14 protein-coding genes and 2 tRNA genes are annotated in these 14,063 nt (G+C 47.2%); all 16 read left to right on the plus strand.

Annotated features, from left to right (window positions below; all coding sequences use genetic code 11):
- Positions 1 to 69: 69 nt before the first annotated feature.
- The 16 genes from ACR6HW_RS13160 (at position 70) to ACR6HW_RS13235 (ending at position 14,054) form a co-directional block, all read left to right on the plus strand.
- A complete protein-coding gene (locus ACR6HW_RS13160) occupies positions 70 to 348 on the plus strand; it encodes an HU family DNA-binding protein (RefSeq protein ID WP_455728186.1) in 279 nt (92 codons plus the stop codon).
- Positions 349 to 598: 250 nt separating this feature from the next.
- Positions 599 to 859 (plus strand): RNA-binding S4 domain-containing protein, encoded by a 261-nt coding sequence (locus tag ACR6HW_RS13165; protein ID WP_455728187.1) that lies wholly within the window; start codon positions 599 to 601, stop codon positions 857 to 859.
- Between the two features lie 20 nt (positions 860 to 879).
- Complete coding sequence (locus tag ACR6HW_RS13170) at positions 880 to 1,203, plus strand: septum formation initiator family protein (protein ID WP_455728188.1); 324 nt, start codon at positions 880 to 882, stop codon at positions 1,201 to 1,203.
- Positions 1,184 to 2,092, plus strand: coding sequence for a Ppx/GppA phosphatase family protein (locus ACR6HW_RS13175; protein WP_455728189.1), 909 nt, complete (start codon positions 1,184 to 1,186; stop codon positions 2,090 to 2,092). The genes ACR6HW_RS13170 and ACR6HW_RS13175 overlap by 20 nt, the downstream gene beginning before the upstream one ends.
- A gap of 70 nt (positions 2,093 to 2,162) precedes the next feature.
- Positions 2,163 to 2,239, plus strand: a tRNA-Asp gene (locus tag ACR6HW_RS13180).
- A 5-nt stretch (positions 2,240 to 2,244) separates the two neighbouring features.
- Positions 2,245 to 2,320 (plus strand) — tRNA-Thr (locus ACR6HW_RS13185).
- Between the two features lie 379 nt (positions 2,321 to 2,699).
- The gene (tilS, locus tag ACR6HW_RS13190; RefSeq protein WP_455728190.1) at positions 2,700 to 4,028 is read left to right on the plus strand and encodes a tRNA lysidine(34) synthetase TilS; all 1,329 of its coding nucleotides are present in this window, start codon (positions 2,700 to 2,702) and stop codon (positions 4,026 to 4,028) included.
- Between the two features lie 62 nt (positions 4,029 to 4,090).
- The gene (gene ftsH, locus ACR6HW_RS13195; RefSeq protein ID WP_455728191.1) at positions 4,091 to 6,076 is read left to right on the plus strand and encodes an ATP-dependent zinc metalloprotease FtsH; all 1,986 of its coding nucleotides are present in this window, start codon (positions 4,091 to 4,093) and stop codon (positions 6,074 to 6,076) included.
- Positions 6,077 to 6,144: 68 nt separating this feature from the next.
- Entirely contained in the window at positions 6,145 to 6,540 is a 396-nt protein-coding gene (locus tag ACR6HW_RS13200; protein WP_455728192.1) for a thioesterase family protein, read from the plus strand.
- An 8-nt stretch (positions 6,541 to 6,548) separates the two neighbouring features.
- A complete protein-coding gene (locus ACR6HW_RS13205; protein WP_455728193.1) occupies positions 6,549 to 7,391 on the plus strand; it encodes a fumarate hydratase in 843 nt (280 codons plus the stop codon).
- A 7-nt stretch (positions 7,392 to 7,398) separates the two neighbouring features.
- Positions 7,399 to 7,950: a Fe-S-containing hydro-lyase gene (locus ACR6HW_RS13210; protein ID WP_455728194.1), complete on the plus strand. Its 552-nt coding sequence runs from the start codon at positions 7,399 to 7,401 to the stop codon at positions 7,948 to 7,950.
- 20 nt (positions 7,951 to 7,970) lie between these two features.
- Entirely contained in the window at positions 7,971 to 8,552 is a 582-nt protein-coding gene (locus ACR6HW_RS13215; RefSeq protein ID WP_455728195.1) for a class I SAM-dependent methyltransferase, read from the plus strand.
- 249 nt (positions 8,553 to 8,801) lie between these two features.
- A complete protein-coding gene (locus ACR6HW_RS13220; protein WP_455728196.1) occupies positions 8,802 to 10,181 on the plus strand; it encodes an aspartate-alanine antiporter-like transporter in 1,380 nt (459 codons plus the stop codon).
- A gap of 65 nt (positions 10,182 to 10,246) precedes the next feature.
- Positions 10,247 to 10,582 carry a DUF3870 domain-containing protein gene (locus tag ACR6HW_RS13225; protein ID WP_455728197.1) on the plus strand — a complete coding sequence of 112 codons (336 nt, stop codon included), beginning with the start codon at positions 10,247 to 10,249 and terminating at the stop codon, positions 10,580 to 10,582.
- Positions 10,583 to 10,737: 155 nt separating this feature from the next.
- Positions 10,738 to 12,246, plus strand: coding sequence for an acetyl-CoA hydrolase/transferase family protein (locus tag ACR6HW_RS13230; protein ID WP_455728198.1), 1,509 nt, complete (start codon positions 10,738 to 10,740; stop codon positions 12,244 to 12,246).
- A 131-nt stretch (positions 12,247 to 12,377) separates the two neighbouring features.
- A complete protein-coding gene (locus ACR6HW_RS13235) occupies positions 12,378 to 14,054 on the plus strand; it encodes an acyl-CoA mutase large subunit family protein (protein WP_455728199.1) in 1,677 nt (558 codons plus the stop codon).
- Positions 14,055 to 14,063 lie beyond the last annotated feature (9 nt).

A 14,063-nucleotide genomic window follows, 5' to 3' on the forward strand; every position in this document is an offset into this window, starting at 1 on the left:
AAAAGTTGAAATTTCAACGTATACTAGTAATAGTTAAAACAACTTAATAAATAATCAGGAGGTTTTGTTGTGAATAAAGCTGAATTAGTGGCTAATATGGCCGAGAAATCTGGATTAACAAAAAAAGATGCAGAATTGGCATTGAACGCTTTTATGGAAAGTGTTGAAGAAGCTTTAACAGGTGGTGGAAAAGTTCAATTAGTTGGATTTGGTACATTTGATGTTAGAGAAAGAAAAGAGAGAACGGGAAGAAACCCTAGAAATCCTGAAGAGACAATTAACATTCCAGCTTCTAAAGCACCTGTATTCAAAGCAGGTAAGGCTTTAAAAGAATCCGTTAACAAATAAGACGCACTTTAGTGGGTACGGCTGTAATGCTATTTTTAAAATAATAAGTTGTTTTGCGAACGTACAGACAGTTTGTACAGACGGATTTAAAACTTGAGAAATTGTATCGCATCGTGCGAAATAGATGAGAAAAGCAGCCTAGCTGCTTTTTCTCACATTTAAAATGCACGGGCGCCGTCTGGCACTCGGTCTATAAGAGAAGATAGCATTCAGCCGACACTAGGCGTTTGATCTACTGAGGAGAGGCAAAATGAGAGTTGATAAATATTTAAAGAATGCGCGTTTTATCAAGCGCCGTACACTGGCTAAAGAAGCGTGTGACGCGGGGAAAATAGCGGTCAATGAAAAAGTGGCCAAGCCCGGTACTGAGGTGAAAGTAGGCGACAAAGTGGCGATGCGTTTCGGTTCCAAAGAAATTGTCATCCAAGTGACTGCCGTCAGTGATCACGTATCAAAAGACGATTCCAAAAACCTTTACGAAATCGTTTCAGAAAAGGCTTTGACAGAGTAAGTTGAGACAAGGAGGTGGCCATGAGAAAATTCGTAAAAAGAAATAAGTTGATTTTATTCTTTTTAACGGCTCTAGGGGTGTACTTTTTTGTGAATTTGCATTCGACCAATGTCAAACTGAAGGAACTAGGGGCGACGCGAGAGGTGCTCTTGGGAGATATTAAAGCGCTCGAGGCACAAGTGGAGCGCCTGAACGACGAGTACGAGTATGTACAAACAGAAGAGGCCGTGGAAAGAGAGGCCAGAGAAAAGCTAAAGATGGTCAAGAGTAACGAGATCATCTATTTGATTCGAGGCTCCGAAAATACAGAAGAAGGAGAGGCAGATGAAAAGAGCGACAATTGATATAGGAACAAATTCCGTGCGCCTTCTTATAGCCGACTATGAGAACGGCGCTTTTTATAATGCCGAAAAAGCCGTGGAGATTACGCGGTTGGGCAAAGGCGTCAACGAGACAGGACGGCTGTTGCCCGATCGAGTTGAGGCCACAGTGGCGGCGGTTTCGAACTTTTACCAGAAGGCGCTGTTGTCCGGAGCGGAGACTGTCGACGTTATGGCGACCAGTGCGGCGAGAGATGCGTCCAATCGTTCGGAACTCGTAGAAGCGATTGCCGATCGTACGGGGATGACGCTGGCGATTCTTTCTGGAGATGAAGAGGCGTCAATTGGTTTTCTCGGCGTCGTCGCCGGGTTGGAGCCGGACGTCAACCGTTGTCTGGTTATCGACATCGGAGGCGGTTCGACGGAACTGATTGTCGGCGATCGCCAAGGCATTGCATTTGGGAAGAGTTTGGACATCGGTGCCGTTCGGCTCACCGGTGCTTTTGTGAAAGGCGAAACGGTGGATGCGCCAACTTATGAAGCCATTAAGCAGTATGCGCTCGATGCGCTTTCAACGGTGCAGGACGATTTAAAAGCACACGCTTTTGAAGTGGGCGTCGGCATAGGCGGAACTGCGGCGACATACATTACAATGGCGCACCGCATAGGCGTGTATACGCGTGCGGCAGTGCACGGCCAAACGGTAACACTTGAGACCGTAAGGGCGCTTAACCGGAAACTCGGTGCTCTGTCACTGGAAGAACGAAAGGCCGTTGTAGGCTTGGAACCCAAGCGGGCAGACGTTATTGTCGCCGGCGGCATTATTCTCGAGGCGGTACTCGAATGCCTAGGGCTTGAGGCGGTCGTGTTTAGCGATTACGACAATCTCGAAGGGTATATGATAGAAAAATAAGTATAATGAAAAAAATATAGAAAAATAGGTTGACAACTTTGACGATTTGTTATAAGATATATTTGTTGCTGGTCCAGTAGTTCAGTTGGTTAGAACGCTAGCCTGTCACGCTAGAGGTCGAGGGTTCGAGTCCCTTCTGGATCGCCAAATATGCCGGTGTAGCTCAATTGGTAGAGCAACTGACTTGTAATCAGTAGGTCGCGGGTTCGAGTCCCATCACCGGCTCCATTTAAACACAGTGTTTGAACACTGTGTTTTTTTTGTGTGCTTTTGGGGACGGTTCTTTTGTGCTCGAAAACACTATAAAATGGTAAAAAAGGAAAATTTTAAATGGTTTGAAATTTGCACGCGACAGCGATATGAGCGGCTTGAGTTTTTGAAGACAGTTGGTTACAATGAAAAGGCCAATCAGCTGTTTAAAAAGAGTTTACAAAGTCTGTTGATTTCTAGTGACAATTATGCGGTATGATAAGTTTAACTGTCTGGAACGGATTTTGAAGAGATACAAAGCTCTTTAATTGTAATTGTTGTAGATTTATAAAAAAATGTTTAAAGGGGCTGAGACCGGTCGATAAATGTAACAGATTAGAGAATAGAGGGGACGCGTGTGATTGACAAAGTATTGAAGACCATCGATAAAGAACAGTTACTTACTCATGGAGACGGCGTCGTCGTCGCCTTATCCGGTGGCGCAGATTCCGTGGCGCTAGCGGAAATGCTCATGGCACTTCAGCCGACTTACGGTTTAAAACTCGTTGCGGTACACGTCAACCATCTTTTGAGGGGAGAAGCGGCGGAAGCAGATGCCGAGTGGGTCGCCAAGTGGTGTGCCGAAAAGGGTCTCCCTTTGGAAGTTTTTCGCAAAGATGTCGCCGATTACGCACAGCGTCATAAGCTTTCGGTGGAGCAAGCGGGGCGCGATGTACGCTACAGGTGTTTTGAGGAGATCCGGCAGGCGTATGGCTTTCAGAAAATTGCCAGTGGCCATCACAAAAACGACGTAACGGAAAGTTTTTTTCTCAACTTGTTTAGGGGCGCCGGTATTACAGGGCTGAGCAGCATCGCCTATCGGAAGGGCAATCGCGTACGGCCGCTCTTGGATGTGACCAAAGCTGAAATCAACGCTTACTTGGACGCGAAAGGGATTGCGTACTGCACGGATCACACAAATGATGAAAACGACTACACGCGCAACAAGATACGCAATGTTCTGTTGCCTCAGCTGAGAGCATCGTTTAACCCGAACATCGATGAAACCATCGGGCACACCGTGGCACTGATGAAATGTGAAGAGGCCTTTTGGTCTGAGCACATTTCAAACGTGTTAAATCAGATTTCAAAGGTGGATGAAGCGCAAAATTATGTTATGATAGAAAGAGAGGGCTTTGCCCGTTGTCATCGCGCAGAAAAATACCGTCTGCTGAGAGCATGTGTCGAACGCCTCGAAGGGTCTTTAAAAGACATCTCATACGGCGCATTGACAGAAGTGTTGGCATTAAATGAAACCGGCAAGCAGAAGGCGCTTTCAGGGGCATATACTGCCTATTTGACCGCGGAGCACCTCTACGTGGCCAAAGCGGATGTGGCGCTTTACCGGCGTGGCGATTATCGGCTCAGCGTGTCGCGCATCACTCGAAGCGCGTGGTCCGGGAAGACGGCATCTAAGTGTGAAATCGCCGTCGATGCAGATGCCGTTGTCGGCGCATTGTCCATACGCTACAGGCAGAATGGGGACAGCTTCATCCCGCTCGGCATGACCGGTCGAAAGAAGCTCAAGGATTTTTTTATCGACGAAAAAGTGCCGAGAGAAAAACGCGATACAATCCCACTGATATGTGACGATGAGAAGATTTTATGGGTTTTCGGCATGAGGCAGGACGCCCGTTCAAAAGTATGTAAAAAAACTGAAAACATTCTGATAATCCGGCTTGAATGAGTTGTTTAAGGGCGATTATTATGCTAAAATAGTACGATGTATACTCTATAAGGGAGGAAGCTATGAAGAAAGGACTAAAGGGTGCATCAATATATATTGTCATATTTATAGGCATATTGATATTGGTGACGTTGTCGGGTGTGAATACCAACAAGATAGAAAACATCACATACGACGAATTTATGCAACAACTGAACGACAAAAAAATCATATCGATGAAAGTGGATGGCAATAAAATAACCGGTGAGTTGAGCGACACGACAAACTACAGTGTCGACGTACCGACGATGCTAGCGCTGACAACAGGGGACATTATTTCTTCATATCGCGAAGACAATCCCAACGTCAAAGTTGAAGGCGTGCCTCCGGCAAGTCGCCCTTTCTTTATCGACATATTGCCGACGCTTATAATGATATTGGTCGTCGTGGTCTTCTGGTTTGTGTTTATGCAGAATTCACAGGGCGGCGGCTCTAAGGTGATGAATTTCGGAAAGAGCAAGGCTAAGATGGTTAAAGACGGCGGTAAGAAAGTGACTTTTGCCGACGTAGCCGGCCTAAAAGAAGAAAAAGAAGAAATGGCGGAAGTCGTGGACTTCCTCAAGAATAAGAGACGCTATCTCGCACTTGGAGCGCGTATCCCAAAAGGCATCTTGATGGTGGGCCCTCCGGGAACGGGAAAAACGTATTTGTCTAGAGCGTGTGCCGGTGAAGCCGGCGTGCCGTTCTACACGATTTCAGGTTCCGACTTCGTCGAGATGTTTGTCGGCGTCGGGGCGTCTAGGGTACGTGACCTCTTTGAAGAAGCGAAGAAAAATGCACCGTGCATCGTCTTTATCGATGAAATCGATGCCGTAGGTCGACGCAGAGGTGCAGGTCTTGGCGGCGGTCACGATGAGCGCGAGCAAACGCTCAACCAACTCCTCGTCGAGATGGATGGTTTTGCAGAAAACCAAGGTGTTATCGTTATTGCAGCAACCAATAGACCGGATATTCTCGACCCTGCGTTGTTGAGACCAGGTCGATTTGACAGACAAGTTATGGTCGGTGTACCGGACGTTAGAGAGCGTGAGCAGATGCTGAAAATTCACGCGAAAAACAAACCGATTGCCGACGATGTCGACTTTGCAAAATTGGCACAGAGCACACCGGGCTTCACACCGGCGGATTTAGAGAACGTCATGAACGAGTCGGCGTTGCTTTCGGCTAGACGCAAAGATCGCATCATTCGCATGGAAGCGATTAAAGAATCCATTACCAAAGTCATTGCAGGGGTTGAAAAGAAAAGCCGTATCGTCAGTGAAAAAGAACGCAAGCTCACGGCATACCATGAAGCAGGGCACGCTGTGTTGGCAAACGCACTACCGGAGTCGGATCCCGTGCATCAAGTGACCATTATTCCAAGAGGCCGCACAGGTGGTTTCACCATGCAGTTGCCTGAAGAAGATAGAAGCTATGCGACGAAAAAGAGCATGGAGAGAGAGTTGGTTATGCTCCTCGGCGGCCGTGTGGCAGAAAGCCTCGTCCTCGGGGATATCAGTACCGGTGCTCAAAACGACTTGAGCCGTGTGACGAAGATTGCCAAGGCGATGGTGATGAAGTACGCGATGAGCGATAACCTCGGTGCCATGAGTTATGAGACAGAAGAAGAAGTCTTCCTCGGCAGGGATTTTGCATCGCAGAAGAACTATTCTGAACACGTCGCAGCGGAAATCGACAGAGAAGTTCGCAACATCGTAGACCGCGCTTATGAGACGGCAAAAGAATTGCTTACAGAGCATATGGACGAACTCCACGTCGTCGCTGAGGCGCTTCTCAAGTACGAGACCATCAGTGGCGAAGAGTTTAAACTCGTTCTTTCAAACGGCCTTGAGGCGCTGACGGCGAAAATCGATTCTCAACGAGAAAAGATTGAGGCAGAGCGTCAAAAAGTAATGGAAGACGAACAGCGTGAAAAAGAAGCCTTTGAGAAACTTAAGGCGGAATTGGACAAAAAAGAACAGGAAAGTACGCAAGTTAAAGATGACAATCCATTTAACGCCAATGCTTAAAGTTCTACAACGATTGAAAAACAGCGTTAGCAGCGCTGTTTTTTTTATAAAAATCAGGAGGTCTTATTATGCATCAATTAAAAATCGGCGATTTATTTGAATCCAAACTCATCGTTGAAGAAAAACACACAGCAGCCGCATTTGGTAGCGGCGATATTTTGGTGTTTTCAACGCCGATGATGGTTGGGCTAATGGAAAATGCGGCGTTAAAATGCGCCGAGTCCGGGCTTGAAAAGGGCTACAGCACAGTGGGGATTTCTCTAGATATCAAGCACACGGCGGCGACCCCCGTCGGTCAAGAAGTGGTAGCCAAAGCGGAGTTGGTTGCCATAGAAGGCAAGAAACTGACTTTTAAGGTCACGGCAACTGACGAAGTGGAGGGTATAGGGACAGGTGTTCACGAGCGCTTTATCATCAATTCTGAAAAGTTTCTCGCCCGCGTTAACGATAAGAAGAACAGATAGGAGCCCCCATGAAAACCATTTGCGTAAGCGAAATTGTAGAGGCTGTGGAAGCCGCGTGTATAGCGTGTAACAAAGTCATTGATCCGGCAGTGCGTGCCGCTTTTGACAAGGCGCTTGAACAAGAGACTTCGCCAGTCGGTCAGCGTGTGATTCAGTCGCTGGTGGAAAACGCAGCTGTGGCGAAAAATAGAGAAATGCCCATCTGCCAAGACACCGGTATGATTGTCGCCTTTGTTACGGTAGGGCAATCCGTCGTCGTCGAAGGCGGTGGGATTGAAGCCGCTATTAACGAAGGCGTGCGGAGAGGGTATGAGAAAGGGTATCTGCGAAAGTCAGTTGTGGCCGATCCGTTGCTTCGCACAAACACGAAGGACAATACGCCTGCTGTTGTGTATTTCGAAGTTGTAGAAGGCGATTGTTTTAAGATTGAGCTGGCGGCAAAGGGGTTCGGCAGTGAAAACATGTCCAAACTGGCGATGCTCAAACCTGCAGATGGCGTTGAAGGTGTTGAAGCTTTTGTTGTCGAGACAGTAAAGGCAGCGGGGCCCAATCCGTGTCCCCCTATAGTGGTCGGCGTCGGACTCGGCGGCACCGTGGACAAGGCGGCGCAGATTGCTAAAAAAGCATTGCTTAGGCCGCTTGGAGCCTCAAATGCACAAGCGCATTTAGCAGAACTGGAAGAGCGGTTGCTCGAAAAAATCAATGCACTCGGCATCGGACCGCAGGGGTTGGGTGGCAATACGACGGCTTTGGCCGTTCATGTAGAAGCCTTTCCCACGCATATAGCGGGGCTCCCTGTAGTGGTGAACATCAACTGTCACGCATCGAGACATGCGGTTATAGAGTTGTAAGGAGGGCATGATGATTTATTTGACGACACCATTGAAAAAATCCGATGTGGCTGCGCTTAAAGCCGGCGACGAAGTGGCCCTTTCAGGGGTGATTTATACTGCGAGAGATGCGGCGCACCTCCGGATGATTGAGGCACTGGCCAGTGGTAGAGCTTTGCCCTTTGAACCGGAAGGACAGGTCATCTACTATTCGGGGGCTTCTCCGACAAAGCCTGGAGATGTCATCGGCGCCTGTGGCCCGACGACCAGTTACCGAATGGACAAAATGACGCCGGCACTTTTAAAACGCGGCGTTTTGGGTATGATAGGAAAAGGAGATCGATCGCCTGAAGTCATCGATTCGATTGTAGAAAACGGCGCAGTTTACTTTGCGGCGATTGGCGGTGCAGGTGCTTTAATTGCGAGCACTGTTGTGAGCAGTGAAGTTATCGCCTATGAAGATCTCGGGACAGAAGCGGTTCGAAAACTCGAGGTAAAAGACTTCAAAGTCACGGTGGTCATCGACGCCGAAGGCAACAATCTATACAAGACAGAAGCAGAGCGTTATCGAACACTGTAATAAAAGAAAGGGGTGTGCCTATGATTCAACAATACTACAATGCAAACGCCAGAGACTTATATGAGAAAACCATTGACATCGACTTGCAGGACATCTACGATGCATTTGAAGCCTACCTAAAAATGGGTGATAAAATACTGGATGTCGGTTTTGGTTCAGGTCGGGACAGCCTCTATTTTTGTGAAAAACGCTACAACGTCGTTTCGATTGATTTTGCGAAAGAAGTGGTGATGCGCGGCAAGAACTTGCTCAACAACGAAGTGCTCTTAGTCGACGTGGAAGACATACGCTACGAAAACGAATTCGACGCCATCTGGGCCAGTGCAGTGTTGCTACATTCCACAACCGATAAGATTCACGACATTTTGAAGCGTTGCCATGCGGCGTTAAAACCGGGTGGGATTCTCTATGTTTCGTTTAAATACGGCGAAGGAGAGGCAACGCGCAAGGGGCGTTATTTTAATGATTTCAACGAAGAAAAGTTCCAAAAACTCATGTCGACTGAGGAGGGCTTTGCCATTGAAAAGATGTGGCAGACAGAAGACGCCAGACCGAGTCGAAAAGGGTATTATTGGTTAAACGCCTTGTTGAAAAAAGTTTAAGAACGCGCATGGAAATGAAAAAAACTTAACAACTCCTGTTTTGTATGTTATAATATTATCAAGTTAACGAACAACGCCATACCAATATTTGGTGATTCCCCATCACCTCTCCATATTGATTAGACGGCATAGCATTTATTTGCTATGCCTTTTTTGTTGTCTGCCTGCATCGTTTCGACATAGATGCACTAGGGACAATACGCGCGCGGTTAACAAATAACAAGCAACAAATAAAGGAGGAATTGAGTTATGAGTTTTGACTACATGAAATGGCTAATGAATCCCTTTGTTCTTATGTTTGTAACAGTCGTTTCGGGATTGCTGTTCGGTAAAATCAAGTTCGGAAAATTCAAGTTTGGCACATCCGGAGCGCTCTTCACAGGGCTTCTCATTGGGTGGTTAATGCTTGGAATGGCACAGAACGTCGACCCCAAAACGGCTAGTGAGAGTACTGTCAAGGCGTCAGAAGCGCTGATAAAAAGCGGTGTGGTTGACAAGGGATTTTTCACGCTGTTTCTGATACTCTTCGTCGTAGCAGTCGGTTTGCTGGCGGCAAAGGATATCGACATTGTGTTGAAAAAATACGGCGCCAAGTTTATCATTATGGGTTTTTTAATTACATTTATAGGGGCCGGCACAACTTACGGGATGACGCATTTTTTTAAGTCAAACAACCCGTATGAGGTATCCGGTGTGTACACCGGGGCGTTGACGAGTTCGCCGGGGCTAGCGGCGGCAATAGAAACCGCAACCAAACACGCCACCAACGAAGTGACCAAATTCGATGATATGTCCACAGAAGATCGTGAACGATTTATCAATATGCTGGACAAGAATTTAGATCCGAGTTCAGTGACCACCTTAACGGAAGAGCAAGAGAAGCAGTTTATCAACAACGCAGCGGCCAGCATAGGCGTCGGACATGCCATCGGCTATCCTTTCGGCGTTCTCATCGTTATAATTGCCATGAATTTCTTCCCGAAGATTTTCAAAATCGATGTGGCTGCTGAGAAAATACAGTTTGCACAGGAAATGGCTGAAGCGCGAAACGGTAAAACCGGCAAGGTCATACCGGAAGTCAGCTTTGATATGATTGCTTTTGTAATTGCCTGCCTGTTCGGGTACACGGTGGGGCAAGTCACCATCGACCTCTCGTTCATCAAGCTCGGCAATTTTAGCCTCGGTGCCACCGGTGGGGCTTTAATCGGCTCGTTGTTCTTGGGGTATATCGGCAAAATTGGCTTTATACATTTTAGAATGGACACGAAGATATTAGGCGTTATCCGGGAGTTGTCTCTGACATTTTTCCTCGCTATCGTCGGTTTGCGATACGGCTTTGCTGTAGTTGATGCCTTAAAAGGACCGGGAATCAATCTCGCCATCGTCGCGCTGGTGGTCGGCATCGTGGCTATGATGGTGGGCTATTTACTCGGACGGTACGTGTTTAAAATCAACTGGATTATGTTGTCCGGCGCCATTTGCGGCGGTATGACATCGACGCCGGGACTGGGAGCGGCTGTTGAAGCCATCGGTTCCGACGATCCGGCGGCAGGTTATGGTGCGACGTATCCATTTGCGCTTTTAGGTATGGTTATTTTCACAATTGTCTTGCATCTCCTACCGATGTAACAGTAGAAATGCTATAATAAAATCATGGTACAATCCCTCTTAATTTAAAGAATAAGGAGCGTATTATGGACACGACACAAATATTCGTAACAGGCTATGCAAAGCTCCCGCATGGGATTACTGCAAAAGAACTTTACTCGGTGATTGCCGTCGGTCTGGTTGTCGAAAGGCATACTGGTGTGATTATCGATTCTGATTGCTCCCTTGCGACAGACCTTGCTAAGAACTTCGTTAAGAGAATTTTAGTGGGCACCAATTTAAACGATATGGATGCCATTGAAAAGAGAATTAAGACTTATTATTTTGGTAGTGCCAAAAAAGCCATTACTTCTGCGGTAAAGACCTGTGGTGAAAAATACAGGCAAATTATGGAGAACGGCGATTTGGTAAATGAAGATTAGATAAAGGCGCGACAAAGAAGCGTCTAACTCAAGAGGGTATTGAACGCAATTGCCAATGGGGACAAATGACCTTTGCCTCTTTTACTTGGTGACAGCAAGTCAAATAGCCAATCTTAACAGATGGGTTATTTGGCTTTTTTGTTTGCCGCAAAGAGATGACGGAGGTTATGATGATTGAAAATCGTATAAGATATGAGGCGTTAAAAGAGAAAGTTATGAGTGCCGACGAGGCAGCGAAGCTTATTAAAACAGGTGATTTGGTTGCGACAAGTGGATTTACACCGTCTGGTTATCCGAAAGCGGTGCCGCTTGCATTGGCAAAGCGCGCTGAAAATGGTGACAAAGTGGAGATTACTTTGGTGACGGGGGCATCTGTTGGCCCTGAACTTGATGGCAAACTCGCAGAATTGGGTATTATTAAAAGGCGATTTGCCTACCAGACGAACTGCGACATGCGCGACGGGATTAATAACGGGAACATTTGTTATGCCGACATGCACCTGAGCCATGTGCCGCAGTATTTGGAGTATGGTTTTTTCGGTGACGTCGACGTCGCCATTGTCGAAGCGATTGCCATTACTGAAGACGGCGGGATTGTCCCTTCCACTTCTGTCGGCGTGTCGCCACAGGCAATACGCAACGCCAAAGCGGTTATCGTGGAAATTAATACGGCACAGCCTGAAGCGTTAGAAGGGGTGCACGACATCTATATGACGGAAAAACCACCGTTCCGTAAGCCGATACCGATTGAAAGCTCAGGCGATCGAATCGGTACGCCGTTTATTCCGTGTGATCCCGACAAAATTGTCGCCATCGTCGCGTCGGATATCACCGATAAAGTTCGCCCACTTGGCGCCATTGATGAAAATTCTAAGCGCATTTCACGGCATATCATCGAGTTCTTTAAGAAAGAAGTGGCTGCCGGCCGCTTGCCGGAAAACCTCTTGCCGCTGCAGTCGGGGGTCGGTTCTGTTGCCAACGCCGTTTTAGGCGGGCTTGTAGAATCGGATTTTACCGATTTGACCTGCTACACAGAAGTAATTCAGGACTCGATGCTCGACCTCATAGATGCGGGTAAAGTCACCGTGGCGTCGGGGACATCGTTCACCCCTTCAGAAGAAGGCCTCGTACGCTTAGTGGCAGACATCGACCGCTACACTCAGTATTGTATTCTAAGACCGATGGAAATCAGCAACCATCCGGAAGTGGCCAGACGTCTCGGGGTCATCGCTATGAACACGGCCATTGAAATCGACATGTACGGTCACGTCAACTCCACCAATATCATGGGGTCGCGGATGATGAACGGCATCGGCGGATCCGGAGATTTTACGCGGAACGCGTACATTTCCATCTTCACGACGGTTTCCACGGCTAAAAATGGCGACATATCTTCGATTGTTCCAATGGTTTCACATGTAGACCACACGGAGCACGACGTACAAGTGGTCGTCACTGAACAGGGGATTGCCGATTTGAGAGGCTTGTCGCCGAAGGAGCGCGCGTTGGCGATTATAGAAAATTGCGCACATCCCGATTACAAACCACAGTTGCTCGATTACTTCAATCGCGCTTGTGAGACGCGCTTTAAACACGAACCACACCTCATGGAAGAGGCCCTTTCTTGGCATGCAAGATTTCTTGCAACAGGCAGCATGAAATAGCGTTCATTTTTATAAAAAGTTAAGAAAGTATACAATTATACTTTAGAGAAAAGCAATGAATTTTCTAAGGATTTGTGGTACTCTTATAGAGGTTAAAACCAATGCGGTCATTAAACAAGGAGGAGTAAAAGATGTTTAATAAGGATCAGATTTCTATTTTAAAAGAAGCTGTAGATAAAGAGAAAGCTAAAACGCAAGAAATATTGCAAAAACGTCCTGAAAGAAAACAACAATTTACAACGGGATCCGGTGCACCAATTGAAAGATACTACACGCCAGCCGATATAGAGAACTTGGATTACTTCCAAGATATCGGTCTTCCGGGACAATACCCTTACACGAGAGGGGTACAGAGCACTATGTACCGTGGTCGCTTCTGGACGATGAGAATGTACGCCGGTTTTGCTACGGCAGAAGAATCCAACAAGCGTTACAAGTTCTTGGTTGAGCAGGGATCTAGCGGACTTTCCGTCGCCTTTGACTTACCGACTCAAATCGGTTACGACTCAGACCATCCGCTTTCAGAAGGTGAAGTTGGTAAAGTTGGTGTCGCCATCGACTCGCTTGCCGACATGGAGATTTTATTCGACGGCATTCCGCTGGATAAAGTCAGTACTTCTATGACCATTAACGCACCGGCATCCGTACTGCTCGCGATGTACATCGCAGTAGCGGAGAAGCAAGGTGTGGATTCCACTGCCCTCAGAGGGACCATCCAAAATGACATATTAAAAGAATACATCGCAAGGGGGACTTATATTTTCCCAACTGAGCCGTCTATGCGATTAATTACCGATATTTTTGAATACTGCTCTAAAGACGTACCGCTTTGGAACACGATTTCCATTTCAGGGTACCACATTAGAGAAGCGGGCTCTACCGCGGCACAAGAAGTGGGTTTCACTCTGGCCGACGGTATCGCTTATGTAGAAGCAGCCATTAAAGCGGGCCTCGATGTCGATGCGTTTGCACCGAGATTGTCGTTCTTCTTTAACGCACACAACGACTTATTAGAAGAAGTTTCTAAGTACAGAGCGGCGAGAAGACTCTGGGCGCGCATTATGAAAGAGCGTTTCGGCGCGAAGAACCCTAAATCTATGGCGCTTAAATTCCATACGCAAACAGGTGGTTCTACACTCACGGCACAACAGCCGGACAACAACATTGTCCGCGTGGCCATTCAAACGCTTGCAGCTGTACTGGGCGGAACACAAAGTTTGCACACCAATTCAAAGGACGAGGCACTTGCGCTTCCAACAGAGGATTCGGTTAGAATCGCCCTTAGAACACAACAAATCGTCGCACATGAAAGCGGCGTAGCAGAGACGGTAGATCCACTTGCGGGTTCTTACTACATCGAAGCTAAGACCAAAGAAATTGAAGACGAAGCCATGACGTACATCAAGAAAATCGACGAAATCGGCGGCGCGCCGAAAGCCATCGATATGGGCTACATCCAACAGGAGATTATGGATGCGGCTTACGATTATCAAAAGAAGGTTGAGAACAACGAAGTCATCGTCGTCGGTCTCAACAAGTATCAAGTACAAGAAGAAGCGCCAAAAGGTCTCTTGAGAGTAGACCCTTCTGTAGGCGAAATGCAAAAGAACAAGCTGAAGGAACTTCGTGCAACTCGTGACAACGCAAAAGTTGACGCGGCACTGGAAGCGCTTAGAGGCGCTTGTGAAGGCACGGAAAACGTCATGCCGTTTATCTTAGAAGCCGTTAGAGCGTATGCGACGCTTGGAGAAATCTGCGGCGTTATGAGAGAAGTTTTCGGCGAGTACCAGCAAGCGGTAAGTCTTTAATTTGGTGTA

It is taken from the genome of Fusibacter sp. JL298sf-3, assembly GCF_053842995.1.

Excerpts from the sequence above, each read along its gene's own strand:
- ACR6HW_RS13210 (WP_455728194.1), top strand. The coding sequence starts at position 7,399 with ATGATGATTTATTTGACGACACCATTGAAAAAATCCGATGTGGCTGCG.
- ACR6HW_RS13215 (WP_455728195.1), top strand. The coding sequence starts at position 7,971 with ATGATTCAACAATACTACAATGCAAACGCCAGAGACTTATATGAGAAA.
- ACR6HW_RS13200 (WP_455728192.1), top strand. The coding sequence starts at position 6,145 with ATGCATCAATTAAAAATCGGCGATTTATTTGAATCCAAACTCATCGTT.
- ACR6HW_RS13205 (WP_455728193.1), top strand. The coding sequence starts at position 6,549 with ATGAAAACCATTTGCGTAAGCGAAATTGTAGAGGCTGTGGAAGCCGCG.
- ACR6HW_RS13165 (WP_455728187.1), top strand. The coding sequence starts at position 599 with ATGAGAGTTGATAAATATTTAAAGAATGCGCGTTTTATCAAGCGCCGT.
- ACR6HW_RS13225 (WP_455728197.1), top strand. The coding sequence starts at position 10,247 with ATGGACACGACACAAATATTCGTAACAGGCTATGCAAAGCTCCCGCAT.
- ftsH (WP_455728191.1), top strand. The coding sequence starts at position 4,091 with ATGAAGAAAGGACTAAAGGGTGCATCAATATATATTGTCATATTTATA.
- ACR6HW_RS13220 (WP_455728196.1), top strand. The coding sequence starts at position 8,802 with ATGAGTTTTGACTACATGAAATGGCTAATGAATCCCTTTGTTCTTATG.
- ACR6HW_RS13175 (WP_455728189.1), top strand. The coding sequence starts at position 1,184 with ATGAAAAGAGCGACAATTGATATAGGAACAAATTCCGTGCGCCTTCTT.
- ACR6HW_RS13170 (WP_455728188.1), top strand. The coding sequence starts at position 880 with ATGAGAAAATTCGTAAAAAGAAATAAGTTGATTTTATTCTTTTTAACG.
- ACR6HW_RS13235 (WP_455728199.1), top strand. The coding sequence starts at position 12,378 with ATGTTTAATAAGGATCAGATTTCTATTTTAAAAGAAGCTGTAGATAAA.
- ACR6HW_RS13230 (WP_455728198.1), top strand. The coding sequence starts at position 10,738 with ATGACGGAGGTTATGATGATTGAAAATCGTATAAGATATGAGGCGTTA.